The sequence below is a fragment of the Pseudomonas sp. GW823-FHT05G12 genome (assembly GCF_058795575.1).
Genome location: NZ_CM179501.1, coordinates 5937403 through 5953635, shown reverse-complemented (window position 1 = coordinate 5953635; position 16233 = coordinate 5937403). Strand labels below are relative to the sequence as shown.

Genomic DNA, 16233 nt, shown 5'->3' with positions numbered 1-16233 from the left:
TTTGGCCATCAATCCAGCTTCAGCACTTTGGCCAGGACGATCTTGGGCCCTTTCATCTTCTTGATGATGATGCGCAGCCCTTCGACCTCCAGCACTTCCTCTTCTTCAGGCACGCGCTTGAGCGTCTCGTAGATCAACCCGGCCAGGGTTTCGGCCTCGATGTGGTCAAGGTCGATACCCAGCAGGCGCTCGACCTTGAACAGTGGGGTGTCGCCACGCACCAGCAGCTTGCCCGGCTGGTAGGCGAGAATGCCACGCTCGGTCTTGCGGTGCTCGTCCTGGATGTCGCCTACCAGCACTTCCAGCACGTCTTCCATGGTCAGGTAGCCGATCACCTTGCCATCGGCTTCCTCGACCAGCACGAAGTGCGCGCCGCCCTTACGGAACTGCTCCAGCAACTGTGCCAGCGGCATGTGCCGCGACACGCGTTCGAGTGGCCGGGCAAGGTCCTCCAGGTCGATGGTCTCTGGCAAGTGCTCCAGCTCAGCCAGCTCCAGCAGCAGGTCCTTGATGTGCAGCAGGCCGGTGAATTCTTCGCGCTCGGCGTCGTACACCGGGTAGCGGCTGAACTTGTGGCGGCGCACCAGGCCCAGGATCTGCTTCAGAGGCGCATGGGCGTCGATGCTGATCATGTCCTCACGCGAGTTGGCCCAGTCGACCACTTCCAGCTCGCCCATTTCCACGGCCGAGGCCAGCACGCGCATGCCTTGGTCGCTTGGGTCCTGACCACGGCTGGAGTGCAGGATCAGCTTGAGTTCTTCGCGGCTGTAGTGGTGCTCGTGGTGCGGGCCAGGCTCGCCCTGGCCAGCAATGCGCAGGATGGTGTTGGCGCTGGCATTGAGCAGGTAGATGGCCGGGTACATCGCCCAGTAGAACAGGTAAAGCGGCACGGCGGTCCACAGCGACAGCAGCTCTGGCTTGCGGATAGCCCAGGACTTGGGGGCCAGCTCGCCGACGACGATGTGCAGGTACGAGATGACGAAGAAGGCGACGAAGAACGAGATCGCCTTGACCAGCTCGGCGCTGTCCACGCCGAAATAGGCCAGCAATGGTTCCAGCAGGTGGGCGAAGGCGGGCTCACCCACCCAGCCCAGGCCCAGCGAGGCGAGGGTAATGCCCAATTGGCATGCCGACAGGTAGGCGTCGAGCTGGTTGTGAACCTTGCGCAGGATGTTGCCACGCCAGCCGTGCTTTTCGGCGATGGCCTCTACGCGTGTAGCGCGCAGCTTGACCATGGCGAACTCCGCAGCAACGAAGAAGCCGTTGAGCAGCACCAGCAGGAAGGCAAAGATGATCATGCCGAAGTCGGCGAATAACGAGGTGAGGCTAATACCAGAGGAAGGGTCCATGATGGAGTTTTTACGGGGTCCGTCTTTGAGATAGAGAGAAAAAAAGTGCCAGCTTTTGCTGGCACAGGGGATCCAATGTAGCGGCTGGGGCCGTAAAAGCAAAGGGCAGCGGACTCATGGCAGTCCCTGTGGGAGCAGGCATGCCCGCGAAGGCCCGCGCAGCAGCCCCAATCTCAAGCCTTTTCGTTGGCCAATTGTGCTGGCGGAAAGTGACAGGTAAAGGTGCTGCCATGCCCCGGTACACTGCTGATTTCCAGCTTGCCGCGGTGGCGCATCAGCACATGCTTGACGATTGCCAGCCCCAGCCCGGTACCGCCGGTATTCGATGCACGGCTGGAGTCTACCCGGTAGAAGCGCTCGGTCAGGCGTGGCAAGTGCTTGGCATCGATGCCCACCCCCGAGTCCTGCACCGACAGGTGTGCGCCCTGGGCATCGGCCCACCAGCGGATGCGGATGTTGCCTTCGTCCTGGGTGTACTTGACTGCATTGAACACCAGATTGGAAAAGGCACTGCGCAGTTCCGACTCGCTGCCCTTCAGCTTGATGCCAGGCGCAGCTTCCAGGCTGATGCGCTGGTTGCGCGGCCCGGACAGGGCCTGGGCGTCGTTCTTGATGGCGGCGAGCAGGGCATCGACTGCCACCGGCTGGTTGTCCGATGGGTAATCGGTGGCTTCCAGTTTGGCCAGTAGCAACAAATCGTTGAGCAGGGTTTGCATGCGCGAGCCTTGCTGGCTCATCTGCTGCAGGGCGCGGCTCCACCGCGGGTTCACGTCCTCGACGTTGTCCAGCAGGGTTTCCAGGTAGCCGGTGATTACCGTCAGCGGCGTGCGCAGCTCGTGGGACACGTTGGCGACGAAGTCCTTGCGCATCTGTTCCAGCTGGTGAATGCGGGTGACATCGCGCACCAGCATCAGGTGTTCATTGTTGCCGTAGCGGGTGATGTGCAACTGCACTCGCATGCGGTCATTGATCGGCGAAGGGATTTCCAGCGGTTCGAGGTAGTTTTCTGCCTCGAAGTACTCTTTGAAGAGCGGGTGGCGCACCAGATTGGTCACTTGCTGGCCGCCGTCCTGTGGGGTCTTGAAGCCCAGCAGAGTCTCGGCGGCGCGGTTCCACCATTCCAGGTTGCCGTCGCTGTCGAGCATGATCACCGCGTCACGCAGCGCAGCGGTGGACTCCTGCACCCGGTCGATCACTGCCTGCAGGCGGCCCCGTACGCGCTGGTCGCGGCGTTGCAGGTGGTAGATGCTATCGAATACCTCGCCCCACAGGCCGTAGCCATCGGGCGGTGCTTCGTCGGGTTGGTGATTGCGCAGCCAGTCGTGCAAGCGCAGCAGTTGCTTGAGGGTCCAGCCCAGATAGAGCGCCAGGCCAATGGCCAGGCTCCAGCCGTAGTAGCCGCTGACCAGCCCGCCGATCAGGCAGACGGTAATCAGCAACAGCAGATGGCGAATCAGGGTTGCGTGCCAGTTCTGGTTCAATTGACGGTCCTTGTACAACGACGTGCAGCTTGGCGCTCGGGAACTCGATCAGCTCTTGGTCGAGAAACGGTAGCCAGTGCCCCGGACGGTTTGTACCAGATTCTCGTAAGCTTCACCCAATGCCTTGCGCAGGCGACGGATGTGCACGTCGACGGTACGTTCCTCGACATAGACGTTGCCGCCCCACACCTGGTCCAGCAGTTGGCCGCGGGTATAGGCGCGCTCCTGGTGGGTCATGAAAAACTGCAGCAGGCGGTATTCGGTAGGGCCCATCTCGGCCGGCTTACCGTCGATGGTCACACGGTGGCTGATCGGGTCGAGCAGCAGGCCGCCGACCTCGATCGGCGCCTCGCTGTCGCTCGGGCCGGTGCGGCGCAGCACGGCTTTCAGTCGCGCTACCAGTTCACGCGGCGAGAACGGCTTGGTGATGTAGTCGTCGGCGCCCACTTCCAGGCCCTGGATCTTGTTGTCTTCTTCACCCTTGGCGGTGAGCATGATGATCGGAATATCACCGGTCAGCTCGTCGCGCTTCAGGCGGCGGGCCAGCTCGATGCCGGAGGTGCCCGGCAGCATCCAGTCGAGCAGGATCAGGTCCGGTTTGCGGTCGACGATGATCGCGTGGGCCTGTTGGGAGTTTTCCGCTTCCAGGCAGTCATAGCCGGCCATTTCCAGGGCAACGGCGATCATCTCGCGAATGGGCGCTTCGTCGTCGACGATCAGAATGTTCCTGCCTACCATGCTCAAAACCTCTCCTGGATTCGGTGTCTTGGCCCGCATTAGATAACGGAATTATTGCAGCTGTGTGACAGGGTGTTGGCCGTTCTGGCGACATTCCGTGACTGAACTAGGCTACAGAGGGCCGCTTTGATGGCAACCCGAACTCATTTCCCCCCCGAAACAATGGTGAATCCAATGACACGACATACGCTGAGCTGGATGGCCCTTTTCACTGCGTTGGCGCTGCCGGGGGTGGCGTTGGCCCACCATGCCATGGAGAAGGATGGCATGTGGGTCGATCATGCCGGCATGACCCTGTACACCTTTGACAAGGATGCGGGTGGCAAGTCGATGTGCAATGGCGAGTGCGCCAAGAACTGGCCACCGTTGATGGTCAAGAAAGAAGACGAAGCACCGAAGGATAAATGGACCCATGTAACGCGTGACGACGGTTCGATGCAGTGGGCTTACGACGGCAAGCCGCTGTATACCTTCATCAAGGACAAGAAGGCCGGTGACATGACCGGTGACGGCATGAAAGACGTCTGGCACGTTGCCAAGCCTTGAGATAGCCGGGGCCGCTGTGCGGCCCATCGCGACACAAGGCCGCTCCCACATGGTTCGACGTACGCCGATCAATGTGTGCGGCCTTGTGTCGCGATGGGCTGCGCAGCAGCCCCAAACTACTCAGCGCAACGCGTAATCCAGCACCACCCCGATAAACACCAGCATCCCCGCCCAGTGGTTGTGCAGAAACGCCTTGAAGCACGATTCCCGGTCCAGCTTGCGCGTTGACCAGTATTCCCAGGCAAAGCAAGCCGCCGCACCCAGCAACCCAAGGTGGAACCAGCCACCCAGGTCGAAGCGGCTACCGGCCAGCAACAGGCAGCCCAGCGACAGCAACTGCAGGGTCAGGATGATGCTGCGATCAGCGTCGCCGAACAGGATCGCAGTGGATTTCACACCAATTTTCAGGTCGTCATCGCGGTCGACCATGGCGTAATAGGTGTCATAACCCACCGTCCACAGCAGGTTGGCGATATACAGCAGCCAGGCGCCGGCCGGCAACTCACCGCCAGCGGCTGTGAAAGCCATGGGAATGCCCCACGAATACGCCGCCCCCAGCACCACCTGCGGGTAGTAGGTGTAGCGCTTCATGAACGGGTAGCAGAACGCCAAGGCCACCGCCCCGAACGACAGCCAGACGGTGCGGTTGTTGGTGCACAGCACCAGCAGGAAACTCACCCCGACCAGAATCGCGAACAGTGTCAGCGCCTCGCGTGGCCGCACCCGGCCACTGGCCAGGGGGCGGTCGGCGGTCCGCTTGACGTGGCCGTCAACCTTGCGGTCGGCAAAGTCGTTGATGCAGCAGCCGGCCGCGCGCATCAGCACCACACCAAGGCCGAAGATGAGCACATTGGCCAGGGTGGGTGACCCATTGCCGGCAATCCACACTGCCGACAGGGTCGGCCACAACAGCAGGTAGATGCCTATCGGCCGGTCCATGCGGCTGAGTTGGACGAAGTCCCAGGCCCGTGGGTGCAGGCGGTTGAGCGACTTTAGCAGTTGCAGGTACATCAGCGGTTTTCCTCCTTGGCCGCTTGCCACAATGCCGGCAGAAACACTTCTGCCACCAGCAGGTCCAGGCCGTTGCGCTCGAAGCGCGAGCGGCGGCCCCAAAGCGCCGCATGTGCAGCTTCGGACGGCAGCCAGGCCTGTGGATAAGTGCACACTTCGAGTGGATGACGGATGAACGCCTGGTCGCAGAACAGCAGCTCGCCCAGCGAGCGGCTGCCCAAGGATTCCAGGTCCAGACCGCCACGTTCCAGGGCGCTGCGGCTGGCCACGCTGCGGGCGAACACCCAAGGTTGGCCATGGCCGCGCAGGTACACTTCGCGCACCCAGCCTTCGGCGCCAGCAGCGATGCCCAGCGCCTGGCATTCGTCATCGCGCAGCGGTTGCCAGCCCTCGAACAGCGGGGTGACGGAAAAGTGATCGATGGACAGACGGGTCAGGCGGCGGGTCAGCGAGCCCTCGTCGAACAGCCAGTCAAGGGTGGGCTGGTCGATGTCGGTCGCCAGCTGTGAATACGGCAGCCACGCGACAGCGGCTGCTTGCGGGGATTCGTACGACACGTCGATATGCTTTGTTACAGCCAGAGAGGCGGCGAGCTTAGCATGATTGCCCCAACTGCTTGCATACTGCCGGCAGGGCCGCTACAAAGCCCCCACGCATTGCGCGCTGGCCCTGTTCGCGGGCAAGCCCGCCAGGCCTGCGCGGTCACTGTAGGCGCGGGCTTGCCCGCCAAGAGGCCATCAGCCGCAACACAAGCCCCAGCCTGAACCGAGGAAATAGACCTGATGAAAAAGTGGCAATGTATTGTCTGTGGCCTGATCTACGACGAAGCCGAAGGCTGGCCCGACGACGGCATCGCCCCCGGCACCCGTTGGGAGGATGTGCCTGAAGACTGGCTGTGCCCCGACTGCGGTGTCGGCAAAAGCGACTTTGAAATGATCTCCATCGGTTAATCGAGGAAAGCACGACATGACGTCCCCTGTGGTAATCATCGGTACCGGCCTTGCGGGCTACAACCTGGCCCGTGAATTTCGCAAGCTCGATGCGCAGACGCCGCTGTTGCTGATCACCGCCGACGATGGTCGTTCGTACTCCAAGCCGATGCTTTCCATGGGCTTTGCCAAGCAGAAGGACGCCGACGGCCTGTGCATGGCCGAGGCGGGCGCCATGGCCGAGCAATTGAACGCCGAGATCCGTACCCATACCCGCATCAGCGGCATCGACCCGGGCCACAAGCGGCTGTGGATCGGCGAAGAGGCCGTGGAATACCGCGACCTGGTGCTGGCCTGGGGGGCGCAGACCGTGCAGGTGCCGATCGAGGGTGACGGCGGCAATCTGGTATTCCCGATCAACGACCTGGAAGACTACGCACGCTTCCGTGCTGCCGCCGCTGGCAAGCAGCGAGTCCTGATCCTCGGCGCCGGCCTGATCGGCTGCGAATTCGCAAACGACATGAGCCTGGGCGGCTTCAAGGTCGACGTTGTGGCGCCGTGCGAACAGATCATGCCGACCCTGCTGCACCCGGCCGCTGCGGCGGCTGTGCAGGGTGGGCTGGAGGGCTTGGGTGTACGCTTCCACCTGGGGCCGGTGCTGACCCGTCTTCAGCAGGTGACTCAAGGCCTGGAGGCGCACCTGTCGGACGGCAGCGTGATCGCCTGCGACCTGGTGGTTTCGGCCATCGGCCTGCGCCCACGTACCGACCTGGCTGCCGCGGCCGGCCTGCAGACCAACCGTGGCGTAAGCGTAGACCGCGAGCTGCGTACTTCACACGCCAACATCTTTGCCCTTGGCGACTGTGCCGAAGTCGATGGCATCAACCTGCTGTACGTGATGCCGCTGATGAGCTGTGCCCGGGCGCTGGCGCAAACCCTGGCCGGCAAGCCGACGGCAGTTTCCTACGGGCCGATGCCTATCACCGTGAAAACCCCGGCCTGTCCGCTGGTGGTCTCGCCAGCGCCACAGGGCTGCGAAGGCATCTGGCAGGTAGAGGGGCAGGGCACTGACCTCAAGGTGCTCTGCCTTGATGCCGACGGCAAGTTGCTGGGCTACGCCCTGACCGGAGCGGCGGTGATGGAGAAGCTGGCGCTGAATCGTCAGTTGCCACCGGCTATGGCGTAAATAGCGCGCGTTCTGTCGGATTTATCCTGTTGTTGCCTGCACAATGGCCGCCCAGATACTGGCGCGGCCCCTGAGCTCGTGCCATTCTCACTCCCGTCTGCCGCAGATTAGAGCCTGCGGTGCCTTGAGCGCTGCTCCCAGAGGCAGCACGGCATAACAACAAGAATTCCGTCAAAGAGGCTTCACTATGCGCAAACCAGAACTCGCCGCCGTCATCGCCGATAAGGCTGATCTGACCAAGGAAAAGGCCAATCAGGTTTTGAACGCGATTCTCGACAGCATCACCGGTGCCCTGGACAAGGACACTGTGACCCTGGTCGGTTTCGGCACCTTCGAAAAACGTCATCGCGGTGCGCGTACCGGCAAGAACCCGCAAACTGGGGAACCGGTCAAGATCAAGGCCAGCAATACAGTGGCCTTCAAGCCTGGCAAGAACCTGCGTGACAGCGTTAACGCCCCCGCCAAGCCAGCCAAGAAAGGCAAGTGATCGCTCTCTGACAACCCCAGTGTCGGCCAAGCGGGCGCCCCAAGGCGCCCGTTGTGCTTTCTGCAGGCAAAATGTCTCGAACTTGCATAAATAGTTCTGGAAAAGGATAAACTGCGCGCCTTAGTCACTTTTCATTCGAGGCGCGTTGATGAAGTTCCGTTTTCTTCTCTGGGCCATGGGGCTGTTGATGGCCAGGGCCAGCCGTAATAACCCCGCATTCCAGCAGCAGCTCAAGGGCAAGGACCTGGTGTTCCAGATGCAGACCCTGGACGGCAAGGTCGCCCGGCACTTCATCGTCAACAACGAGCGCATCAGCAGCAAGGGCGGCGCGCACCCACAGCCGGCATTCGCCATTGCCTTCAAGGACGCCGCCTATGGCTTCGCCACCATGCAGGCGGGTAACAAGCAGCTGGCGTTCATGCAGGGGATTCAGGACAAGCACATCCAGATCAAGGGCAACCCGGCGCTGGTGATGTGGTTCCAGGGGTTGATGAAATACCTGAAACCGAAGAAGAAAGGCTGAAACCCAACGGGGATGCCGATGCTTTACCTGTGGGAGCGGGCGTGCCCGCGAAACAAGCGACGCGGTGCATGGCACCGGCTTTGCCGGTGTTCGCGGGCAAGCCCGCTCCCACAGTCCAATCGCGCCAGCTTTTAGAAATTGAGCAAGACAGTTGCTCCCACAGGCTATGTGTTAATGCTTAATGCGGTGCATGGAACTGCGAAGCCAGCTCACGCAACAGGTTCTCGGCTTCGAGCACCTTGTTCACCACATCCTCGGCCTTGTCCCGGGTAATGCTCAGGCGTTCCAGCAGTTCGTCAGGTATCTCTTCCTGCGGCCCTGAGCCTATACCTCGCGAGCGCAGCAGGCGGGTGGCCAGGCACACCAAGTTGGGGAACGCGAAATGTTCGCCGTCGTAGGCCGGATCGTGCTGGAAGCGCAAGGCAGTCGACAGCTCTTCTGGCATGTCCCACAGCTTCATCAGCCAGGCACCGATCTGTTCGCGGCTGATGCCCAGCAAGTGTTGCTCCACATAGGTGTGGTTCAAATGCGGGTTGACCTCAAGGTGGCGGCAAATCAGCGAGAAGTGCGGCGGGAACACGTGCGCCAGCAGCAGGTAGCCAAAGTTGTGCAGTAGCCCGGCCAGGTAAGTCAGCCCGGCCTCGGGGCGTTCTGCGCGCGGCATGGCGCGGGTCAGGCCTTCGATGATCGCGGCGGTGTAGATCGATTGTTGCCAGTAGGGCGTGGCCTGCTGCGGTTGGTCTTTGGGTAGGCTCAAGGTCTTGCCCAGCGCCAGGCCCAGGGCCAGGTTGATCACCAGGTCGAAACCCAGCACACGCACGATGGCGTCTTCCACCGAGCGGATCTTGCCCGGCGAACCATAGTAGGGCGATGCAGCCCAGCTCACCACCTGTGCCGCCAGCGCCGGGTCGGTTTCGACCACGCCGGTGATGTCGTCGATGCTGGCGTTGGGATCTACCCGCAGCTTGATGATCTTCTGCGCGGTGTCGGCGAGCGGTGGAATTTCGATGGTTTCTTCCAGGCGTTTCTGAATGCGCCGGGCAGTGAAGGCCTGGACCGCATCGGTGATTTCCCGGGTGTCGTCATCGGGGCGGTCGAGATTGGGACTGATCGCTTCGACTTGCTGGCCGAAGCTGCTGGCGCTGGCCTTGGCCAGCATGCGCTTGAAATGTGCGCGTTCGATTTCCAGCAACAGGCCGGCTTCGCCTGACTGGATAAAGACAGTTTCAGCGTCGAGCAGGCTCTTTTCGTACTGACATGGCGAGCTGGTCAGCGCCGGGATGCCCGGCAGGGCCTTGAGGTGGTGCTTGTCGAGCATCTGCTTCAGGCGCGGCACCGACACGGCGGTCAGCTTGCGCCCGGTCAGCTCGGCCAGCCGGTTGAGGTCCAGCAGGTGGCTCTGCGGGAACAGCACCATGAGGGCGCCGACCTCGTCGTCGAGAAGGACAGCCTGCACCCGCGAAGCCGCAGGCAGGTGCGAGTGTTCGACCACCTGGCGGTAGGGCACGCCGAGTTTGTCGAGCAGCAGCCTGATGACGGAGGGGGCGTGTGGGGTTGCGGTGTCCAGGGCAACTTCAGTCATGGTCCGTATCCACTGTATCTTTTAAACGCGAAGTATAACCAGCCTGCGAGCAAATCTGGATCCATTCTGGGACTAGCGTCACACTTGGCCATATTGTTGGCCGTGGCGCAGCCAGCGGTCCAGCAGCGGGCTGACGTGTTCCGGCCAGCGTGATACCAGAGCCTGGGCCGCATCGCGCACGGCCGGCAGCAGGTCGGCGTCGCGCATCAGGTCGGCGACCTTGAACTGCAGTAGACCGGTCTGGCGGGTGCCGAGCATCTCGCCCGGGCCACGCAGTTCAAGGTCTTTTTCGGCGATGATGAAGCCGTCGTTGGTCTCTCGCATGATCCCCAAGCGCTCGCGGCCGATCTGCGACAGCGGCGGGTGGTACAGCAGCACGCAATGGCTCACGGCGCTGCCCCGGCCAACCCTGCCTCGCAGCTGGTGCAACTGTGCAAGGCCCAGGCGCTCGGGGTTCTCGATGATCATCAGGCTGGCGTTGGGCACGTCCACGCCCACCTCGATGACCGTGGTGGCGACCAGAAGCTGCAGGTTGCCAGCCTTGAACTCGGCCATGATCTCGGCTTTTTCTGCCGGTTTCATGCGCCCATGGATCAACCCCACCTTCAGTTCACCCAGCGCACTGCCAAGCTCCTCATAGGTGCTTTCGGCGGCCTGGCAGGTGAGTTCTTCGGACTCTTCGATCAGCGTGCATACCCAATAGGCCTGGCGCCCCTCGGCGCAGGCGGCGCGTACCCGCTCGACCACTTCGAAGCGGCGGCTGTCGGCCACCAGCACGGTGTTCACCGGCGTACGCCCTGGCGGCAATTCGTCGAGCACCGAGGTGTCCAGGTCGGCGTAGGCGCTCATGGCCAGGGTGCGCGGAATAGGCGTGGCGGTCATGATCAATTGGTGCGGGCAAAGCTCGCCGGCCACGCCCTTCTTGCGCAGGGCCAGGCGTTGCTGTACGCCGAACCTGTGCTGTTCGTCGATGATCGCAAGGGCCAGGTGCTTGAACCTTACCTCTTCCTGGAACAGTGCGTGGGTGCCGACCACCATGGGTGCGCCGTTGGCGATCTGCTCCAGGGAGGCTGCCCGGGCCTTGCCCTTGAGTTTTCCGGCTAGCCAGGCGACTTCGATGCCCAGCGGTTCCAGCCAGCGCTTGAAGGTAATGTAGTGCTGCTCGGCGAGGATCTCGGTGGGTGCCATCAATGCCACCTGGTAGCCCGCCTCCAGCGCCTGCAACGCCGCCAGTGCAGCGACCACGGTCTTGCCGGCACCCACGTCGCCCTGCACCAGACGCATCATCGGTTCGTGCTGGCTAAGGTCGTAGGCAATTTCGTTGGCTACCCGCTGCTGCGCGCCGGTCGGCTGGAAGCCCAGGTTAGCCAGGTATTGCGCCTGCAGGCGCGTGGCCCTGGGCAGTACCGGCGCACGCAGGTTGCGCAGGCTTTCGCGCAGGCGTTGCTGCGACAGCTGATGGGTCAGCAATTCTTCGAAAGCCAGGCGATGCTGGGCCCAGTGCTGGCCTTCGGCAAGCTCTTCGAGGTCGGCGTCGGCCGGCGGGTTGTGCAGGTAGCGGATGGCTTCGTCCAGGGGTGCCAGCTGGTAGTCCCGGGCAAGTTCGTCAGGCAGCCAGTCGGGCAGGCTACGCGGGCCAAGCAGCGCAAGGCTCTGCTGGCACAACAGGCGCAGGCGTTGCTGGGTAAGGCCTTCGGTGGACGGGTAAATTGGCGTCAGGGTCTGCTCCACCGGTGGTGGTGGCTCGTTGCCGTTCAGCGCACGGTACTCCGGGTGGTAGATTTCCAGGCCCGAAGCGCCGGGGCGGGCTTCTCCGTAGCAGCGCAGGTGGGTGCCCCGCTTCAGGCCCTCTTTCTGCGCGTTGCTGAAGTGGTAGAAGCGCAATGTCAGCACACCGCTGCCGTCGCCCAGGCGCACCACCAGGCTGCGGCGCTTGCCCATGGTCACATCGGCACCACTGACCACACCCTCGATAACCGCATCCTGGCCGGGACGCAGCTGGCCGATTGGCACCACGCGCGTGCGGTCCTGGTAGCGCAGGGGCAGGTGGAACAACACGTCCTGCAGGTTTTCCAGGCCGACCTTGGCGAGTTTCTCCGCCATCGCCTCGCCCACACCTTTCAGTACTGTGACCGGGACCTTCGACAGCTCACTCATGACTCAGGCCGGTTGTTCCGCAGGGTTTTTGGCGACCGAGCAAAGGCGGATCGAATCGGCTAGGATCTCGATGGCCTTTGGCCGCGGGAAGCTGGCGCGCCAGGCGATGGCTACCGTGCGGAACGGTGCCGGTGCCGTCAGCGGGCGCACTTCGATGACGCCGGGGGCATAGTGATGGCTGTGCACTGCCGACAGCGGCAGGATCGATACGCCAAGGCCGGAAGCCACCATGTGACGGATGGTTTCCAGCGAGCTGGATTCGACCGTGGTGTGCCTTGAGCCTTCACCCCCCTTGTTCAGGGTAGGGCAGGCTTCCAGTACCTGGTCACGGAAGCAGTGGCCCTCACCAAGCAGCAACAGGCTCTTGTCATTGAGCATGGCGGTGTCGATGGTCTTTTTCGCCGTCCATGGGTGGTCGGCAGGCATCAGGGCGCAGAACGGTTCGTCGTATAGCGGTAGCGTCAGCACGTCGGCTTCGTTGAACGGCAGGGCGATGATCACCGCGTCCAGTTCGCCGTTGCGCAGCTTTTCGCGCAGTACGTGGGTGAAGTTTTCTTCGATGTACAGCGGCATTTGCGGCGCCACGCGGTGCAGTTGCGGGATCAGGTGCGGGAACAGGTAGGGGCCGACGGTGTAGATGGCGCCGACCTTGAGCGGAGCGGTCAGCTGATTCTTGCCGGCCTGGGCCAGCTCGCGAATGCCCTGGGCCTGCTCCAGTACCTTCTGCGCTTGGGCGACGATGTTTTCGCCGACCGGGGTCAGGCGTACTGCGCTTTTGCTGCGCTCGAAGATCAGAACGCCAAGCTCGTCCTCGAGCTTCTTCACACCGACCGACAGGGTGGGTTGGCTCACGTGACAGCGCTCGGCGGCATGGCCGAAGTGCTGTTCCTGGGCGAGTGTGACGATGTAGCGTAATTCTGTAAGGGTCATAACGTGCGTCCATGAAGTTGCGGGCCCAGCATAGCGGCTGCAATCGATAGACGCACGTTATCAGACTTGCCGAATTGTGACAGAAGCAAAAGTCTTAGCGGCGGTCCAGTGAGTAGACGAACGGTGCCACGACTTCAATCGTGCCATTGTTCAGCAACTCGGGTGGCGGCTTGGGTACCGTGCCGGCCCGACGGATCATTTCCAGGGTCGCCCGGTCCAGTGCGGCACTGCCTGAGCCACCGGCCATGGAGTACGACACGACCTTGCCTTCGGCGTCGACCACGAAGCGCAGGCGGTTCATGCCTTGCAGGCCGCGACGGCGCGCGTCTTCCGGGTAACGCTTGTACTTGGCAAGGTGGCGCAGCAGGTCGCTCTGCCAGGTTGGCAAGGCGTTGCTGTTGGACGCAATGCTCGGTGCCGGTGCCGCGGACTTCTGCGGTGGCGAGTTGCTGGGCGGTGCGTCCACCGTTTGCTCGGTGGGTGGTGCTTCCTTCGGCGGCTCAGGCTTTTTCTCGGGCTTGGGCGGCTGGGGCTTGGCCTTCGGCTTGGGCGGCTTGGGGATGGCGATCTTGGGCTTGGGCGCTTCTGCCAGCTTCGGCAACGGTGGTTCCTCGACCGGGGCCGGTGGCTGCGGAGCTGCCTTTGGGGGTGGTGGTGGCGCAGGCTCCGGCAACGGTGCCAGTTCGACCATCATCGCTGCCGGGGGCAGCTCGATGGCCTGTGGCACCGACCAGTTGAGCGTCAGCAGCACGGCGACCACGTGCACACCCAGCACGATCGCCAGGCTGCCACCGTAGCGCGCCATGTTAGAGCGCGTTTTCATCATTTCTTGGCTGCCGTCTCGAGACCTACCAGACCGACTTTCAGGTAGCCGGCCGCGCGCATGTTGTTCATCACTTCCATCAGGTCGCCGTAATCCACGCCTTTGTCAGCCTGGAAGAAGATGGTGGTTTCCTTGTCACCCTTGGTCTTGGCGTCGAGCATCGGGCCAAGCTGATCGGGTGCAGCAACCTGATCGTCGCCGACATACAGCTTCTGGTCGGCCTTGACGCTGACGAACACCGGTTTCTCCGGCCTTGGCGCCGGTTTGGCGGTTGAGGCCGGCAGGTCGACCTTGATGTCGACCGTAGCCAAGGGGGCGGCGACCATGAAGATGATCAGCAGCACCAGCATCACGTCGATGAACGGCGTAACGTTGATTTCGTGGTTTTCGGCGAGGTCGTCGCCACCTTCGTTGAGATGCAGGCCCATGGCTTACCCCACTTTCACCATGTGCGGGGCGGCGCGCTCGCTACCCTGGTGGTCCAGATCACGGCTGACCAGCAGCAGTACCTGGGCGGAGGCATCGGACACCTGCGCCTTGTAACCGGCAATGGAGCGGGCGAAGACGTTGTAGATGACCACGGCCGGGATTGCCGCGACCAGGCCCAGAGCAGTGGCCAGCAGCGCTTCGGCGATACCTGGGGCAACGACGGCCAGGTTGGTGGTCTGGGTCTTGGCGATGCCGATGAAGCTGTTCATGATGCCCCATACGGTACCGAACAGGCCGACGAACGGCGCGGTGGAGCCGATGGTCGCGAGGACGCCGGTGCCGCTGCTCATGGTGCGGCCGCTGGCATGCACCAGTCGCTCCAGACGGAAGCTGACGCGTTCCTTGATACCTTCTTTTTCGCGAGCGTTAGCCGAAAGACGCATCTCTTCGAGGGCGTCGTGGACCAGGGTGTGGGCCAGGGTGCCTTCCTTGTTGGTGACCTCGCTGGCTTCTTTCAGGGTGGTGGACTTCTTCAGCTGGGCGATTTCACCACGCAGGCGACGCTTGGCGCCCATCAGCTCGAAGCCTTTGGCAATCCAGATGGTCCAGGTGATGATGGAGGCGATGGCCAGGCCGATCATGACGATCTTCACCACGATGTCGGCGTTCTTGTACATGCCCCATGGGGACAGGTCATGGGCCATGCCCAGCGAGGTGTCTTCGACCAGGGCTTGAACGCTCGGGTCTGCTGCGGCCGGGTTGCTGGCAGTGGCATCAGGCGCCGGTGCATCCGCCGGGGCAGCAGCAGGTGCGGCCGGGGCAGTGGCAGCAGCAGGTGTGGCGGCGTTGGTGGTTGGCTCATCGGCCATGGCCACCGGGGCCAGCACCAGGCTGAGTGTCAGCGCGGCGATGGCGCGCCAGGCGCGCGACGGGGTTGGCGAAGCGGAAGGTTGAGTACGTGTCATGCTGGCCGGACCTGATGAAGAAAAAGTGAACGTTCTCCAAGGCCTCGATGTAGGCCGAGAACAATTTGGCCGCCATTATTGCAAGTAATTCTTGTTAACAAAAGTAATATTGTAGCTTTTTTCGCCTATGGTCTAGCCGCCCATCGTGTAGCGTGGCCAGGCTGATCTATTGGTCTAGGGAGTTTAGAGATGTCAGACCTTTCCGTGATGGTGGTGGGTTGTGGTGATGTGGGTGGGCGTCTGGCCAGGCAGATGTTGGCTAAAGGCTGGCAGGTGAGCGGCCTGCGCCGTTCTGTTGGTCAGCTGCCCGCAGGGGTTCAGCCGGTTGCCGCAGATTTGGCCGAACCGTCGATACCGCAGGCCTGGCCACAGGGCCCGCTGGACTACCTTGTGTACTGCGTGGCGGCCAGCCAGCACGATGAGGCGGGTTACCAAGCAGCCTATGTCGATGGTTTGCGCCATGTGTTGGCCTGGTTGGCCAAGCGTGGCCAACGCCCGCGCCGGCTATTGTTCGTCTCCAGCAGCAGCGTGTATGCGCAGAAGGACGGCGAGTGGATAGCTGAGGGCGCTGCCACCGAGCCCGAGGGCTATTCCGGGCGTGTGATGCTGGAGGCTGAACGGTTGGCACTGGCCAGCGGCATCCCGGCGAGCGTGGTCCGCCTGACCGGTATCTATGGCCCAGGGCGCGAGTGGTTGCTGAGCCAGGTGCGTCAGGGTTACCGCGTTTCCGAGGAGCCGCCGCTGTATGGCAACCGCATTCATGCCGAAGATGCCGCCAGCCTGCTGGCGTTTCTGCTGCAGGCCGATGCTGATGGCAAGGCTCTGGACGACTGCTACATTGGCGTCGATGATGACCCGGCGCCGCTGGCCGATGTTGTGGCCTGGCTGCGGGCGTATATGGGCGTTACCGAATGGTCCGATGAGCAGCGGGTGCGGCGTACTGGCAGCAAGCGCTGCAGCAATGCCCGGGCGCGGGCGCTGGGCTGGGCGCCGGTATATCCGAGCTACAAGGAAGGCTACGCCGCGATACTGGCAGGAAAAGCCTAGCTGGCAACTGGCGCGATGCCTTGTGGGAGCAACTGTCTTGCTCAATTTCT

17 protein-coding genes are annotated in these 16233 nt (G+C 62.6%); 6 read left to right on the top strand and 11 right to left on the bottom strand.

Going from position 1 to position 16233, the window contains the following annotated elements:
• Window positions 1–8: 8 nt before the first annotated feature.
• From AC3RCM_RS27060 to phoB, 3 genes are all read right to left on the bottom strand, one after another.
• Window positions 9–1349 (bottom strand): hemolysin family protein, encoded by a 1341-nt coding sequence (locus AC3RCM_RS27060; RefSeq protein ID WP_064491880.1) that lies wholly within the window; start codon window positions 1347–1349, stop codon window positions 9–11.
• 173 nt (window positions 1350–1522) lie between these two features.
• Entirely contained in the window at window positions 1523–2830 is a 1308-nt protein-coding gene (gene phoR / locus AC3RCM_RS27055) for a phosphate regulon sensor histidine kinase PhoR (protein WP_492629288.1), read from the bottom strand.
• A 48-nt stretch (window positions 2831–2878) separates the two neighbouring features.
• A complete protein-coding gene (phoB, locus tag AC3RCM_RS27050) occupies window positions 2879–3568 on the bottom strand; it encodes a phosphate regulon transcriptional regulator PhoB (RefSeq protein ID WP_003253341.1) in 690 nt (229 codons plus the stop codon).
• 174 nt (window positions 3569–3742) lie between these two features.
• Here phoB and AC3RCM_RS27045 point away from each other — a divergent pair, with 174 nt between their 5' ends.
• A complete protein-coding gene (locus tag AC3RCM_RS27045) occupies window positions 3743–4114 on the top strand; it encodes a COG4315 family predicted lipoprotein (RefSeq protein ID WP_020190123.1) in 372 nt (123 codons plus the stop codon).
• A 120-nt stretch (window positions 4115–4234) separates the two neighbouring features.
• On the opposite strand, the gene ubiA is transcribed toward AC3RCM_RS27045, so the two are convergent.
• Together ubiA and AC3RCM_RS27035 are read right to left on the bottom strand one after the other, a co-directional pair.
• Entirely contained in the window at window positions 4235–5125 is an 891-nt protein-coding gene (gene ubiA / locus AC3RCM_RS27040; RefSeq protein ID WP_064491882.1) for a 4-hydroxybenzoate octaprenyltransferase, read from the bottom strand.
• Entirely contained in the window at window positions 5125–5682 is a 558-nt protein-coding gene (locus AC3RCM_RS27035) for a chorismate--pyruvate lyase family protein (RefSeq protein WP_012054112.1), read from the bottom strand. The genes ubiA and AC3RCM_RS27035 overlap by 1 nt, the downstream gene beginning before the upstream one ends.
• 225 nt (window positions 5683–5907) lie before the next feature.
• Between AC3RCM_RS27035 and AC3RCM_RS27030 the strand changes: the two genes are divergently transcribed.
• From AC3RCM_RS27030 to AC3RCM_RS27015, 4 genes are all read left to right on the top strand, one after another.
• Window positions 5908–6075, top strand: a complete 168-nt coding sequence (locus AC3RCM_RS27030) for a rubredoxin (protein ID WP_003253349.1) — start codon at window positions 5908–5910, stop codon at window positions 6073–6075.
• Between the two features lie 16 nt (window positions 6076–6091).
• A complete protein-coding gene (locus AC3RCM_RS27025; RefSeq protein WP_492629287.1) occupies window positions 6092–7240 on the top strand; it encodes an NAD(P)/FAD-dependent oxidoreductase in 1149 nt (382 codons plus the stop codon).
• A gap of 187 nt (window positions 7241–7427) precedes the next feature.
• Window positions 7428–7727, top strand: a complete 300-nt coding sequence (locus AC3RCM_RS27020) for an HU family DNA-binding protein (protein WP_003253355.1) — start codon at window positions 7428–7430, stop codon at window positions 7725–7727.
• 148 nt (window positions 7728–7875) lie between these two features.
• Window positions 7876–8250, top strand: a complete 375-nt coding sequence (locus AC3RCM_RS27015) for an SCP2 sterol-binding domain-containing protein (RefSeq protein WP_010955807.1) — start codon at window positions 7876–7878, stop codon at window positions 8248–8250.
• A gap of 178 nt (window positions 8251–8428) precedes the next feature.
• On the opposite strand, the gene AC3RCM_RS27010 is transcribed toward AC3RCM_RS27015, so the two are convergent.
• The 6 genes from AC3RCM_RS27010 to exbB all read right to left on the bottom strand — a co-directional run bounded on the left by AC3RCM_RS27010 (window position 8429) and on the right by exbB (window position 15136).
• Entirely contained in the window at window positions 8429–9832 is a 1404-nt protein-coding gene (locus tag AC3RCM_RS27010) for an aminoacyl-tRNA deacylase and HDOD domain-containing protein (RefSeq protein WP_492629286.1), read from the bottom strand.
• A 78-nt stretch (window positions 9833–9910) separates the two neighbouring features.
• A complete protein-coding gene (gene recG, locus AC3RCM_RS27005) occupies window positions 9911–11989 on the bottom strand; it encodes an ATP-dependent DNA helicase RecG (RefSeq protein WP_492629285.1) in 2079 nt (692 codons plus the stop codon).
• A gap of 3 nt (window positions 11990–11992) precedes the next feature.
• Window positions 11993–12919 carry a hydrogen peroxide-inducible genes activator gene (locus tag AC3RCM_RS27000; protein WP_003253362.1) on the bottom strand — a complete coding sequence of 309 codons (927 nt, stop codon included), beginning with the start codon at window positions 12917–12919 and terminating at the stop codon, window positions 11993–11995.
• A gap of 94 nt (window positions 12920–13013) precedes the next feature.
• The gene (locus AC3RCM_RS26995) at window positions 13014–13745 is read right to left on the bottom strand and encodes an energy transducer TonB (protein ID WP_010955804.1); all 732 of its coding nucleotides are present in this window, start codon (window positions 13743–13745) and stop codon (window positions 13014–13016) included.
• Window positions 13742–14170, bottom strand: coding sequence for a TonB system transport protein ExbD (exbD, locus tag AC3RCM_RS26990; protein ID WP_003253367.1), 429 nt, complete (start codon window positions 14168–14170; stop codon window positions 13742–13744). The genes AC3RCM_RS26995 and exbD overlap by 4 nt, the downstream gene beginning before the upstream one ends.
• A 3-nt stretch (window positions 14171–14173) precedes the next feature.
• Window positions 14174–15136 (bottom strand): tonB-system energizer ExbB, encoded by a 963-nt coding sequence (gene exbB, locus AC3RCM_RS26985; protein ID WP_020192139.1) that lies wholly within the window; start codon window positions 15134–15136, stop codon window positions 14174–14176.
• A gap of 189 nt (window positions 15137–15325) precedes the next feature.
• On the opposite strand from exbB, the gene AC3RCM_RS26980 reads away from it, so the two are divergent.
• Complete coding sequence (locus AC3RCM_RS26980; protein WP_492629284.1) at window positions 15326–16183, top strand: NAD-dependent epimerase/dehydratase family protein; 858 nt, start codon at window positions 15326–15328, stop codon at window positions 16181–16183.
• Window positions 16184–16233 lie beyond the last annotated feature (50 nt).

Excerpts from the sequence above, each read along its gene's own strand:
- AC3RCM_RS27060 (WP_064491880.1), bottom strand. The coding sequence starts at position 1,349 with ATGGACCCTTCCTCTGGTATTAGCCTCACCTCGTTATTCGCCGACTTC.
- phoB (WP_003253341.1), bottom strand. The coding sequence starts at position 3,568 with ATGGTAGGCAGGAACATTCTGATCGTCGACGACGAAGCGCCCATTCGC.
- AC3RCM_RS27045 (WP_020190123.1), top strand. The coding sequence starts at position 3,743 with ATGACACGACATACGCTGAGCTGGATGGCCCTTTTCACTGCGTTGGCG.
- ubiA (WP_064491882.1), bottom strand. The coding sequence starts at position 5,125 with ATGTACCTGCAACTGCTAAAGTCGCTCAACCGCCTGCACCCACGGGCC.
- AC3RCM_RS27030 (WP_003253349.1), top strand. The coding sequence starts at position 5,908 with ATGAAAAAGTGGCAATGTATTGTCTGTGGCCTGATCTACGACGAAGCC.
- AC3RCM_RS27025 (WP_492629287.1), top strand. The coding sequence starts at position 6,092 with ATGACGTCCCCTGTGGTAATCATCGGTACCGGCCTTGCGGGCTACAAC.
- AC3RCM_RS27020 (WP_003253355.1), top strand. The coding sequence starts at position 7,428 with ATGCGCAAACCAGAACTCGCCGCCGTCATCGCCGATAAGGCTGATCTG.
- AC3RCM_RS27015 (WP_010955807.1), top strand. The coding sequence starts at position 7,876 with ATGAAGTTCCGTTTTCTTCTCTGGGCCATGGGGCTGTTGATGGCCAGG.
- AC3RCM_RS27010 (WP_492629286.1), bottom strand. The coding sequence starts at position 9,832 with ATGACTGAAGTTGCCCTGGACACCGCAACCCCACACGCCCCCTCCGTC.
- recG (WP_492629285.1), bottom strand. The coding sequence starts at position 11,989 with ATGAGTGAGCTGTCGAAGGTCCCGGTCACAGTACTGAAAGGTGTGGGC.
- AC3RCM_RS27000 (WP_003253362.1), bottom strand. The coding sequence starts at position 12,919 with ATGACCCTTACAGAATTACGCTACATCGTCACACTCGCCCAGGAACAG.
- AC3RCM_RS26995 (WP_010955804.1), bottom strand. The coding sequence starts at position 13,745 with ATGATGAAAACGCGCTCTAACATGGCGCGCTACGGTGGCAGCCTGGCG.
- exbD (WP_003253367.1), bottom strand. The coding sequence starts at position 14,170 with ATGGGCCTGCATCTCAACGAAGGTGGCGACGACCTCGCCGAAAACCAC.
- exbB (WP_020192139.1), bottom strand. The coding sequence starts at position 15,136 with ATGACACGTACTCAACCTTCCGCTTCGCCAACCCCGTCGCGCGCCTGG.
- AC3RCM_RS26980 (WP_492629284.1), top strand. The coding sequence starts at position 15,326 with ATGTCAGACCTTTCCGTGATGGTGGTGGGTTGTGGTGATGTGGGTGGG.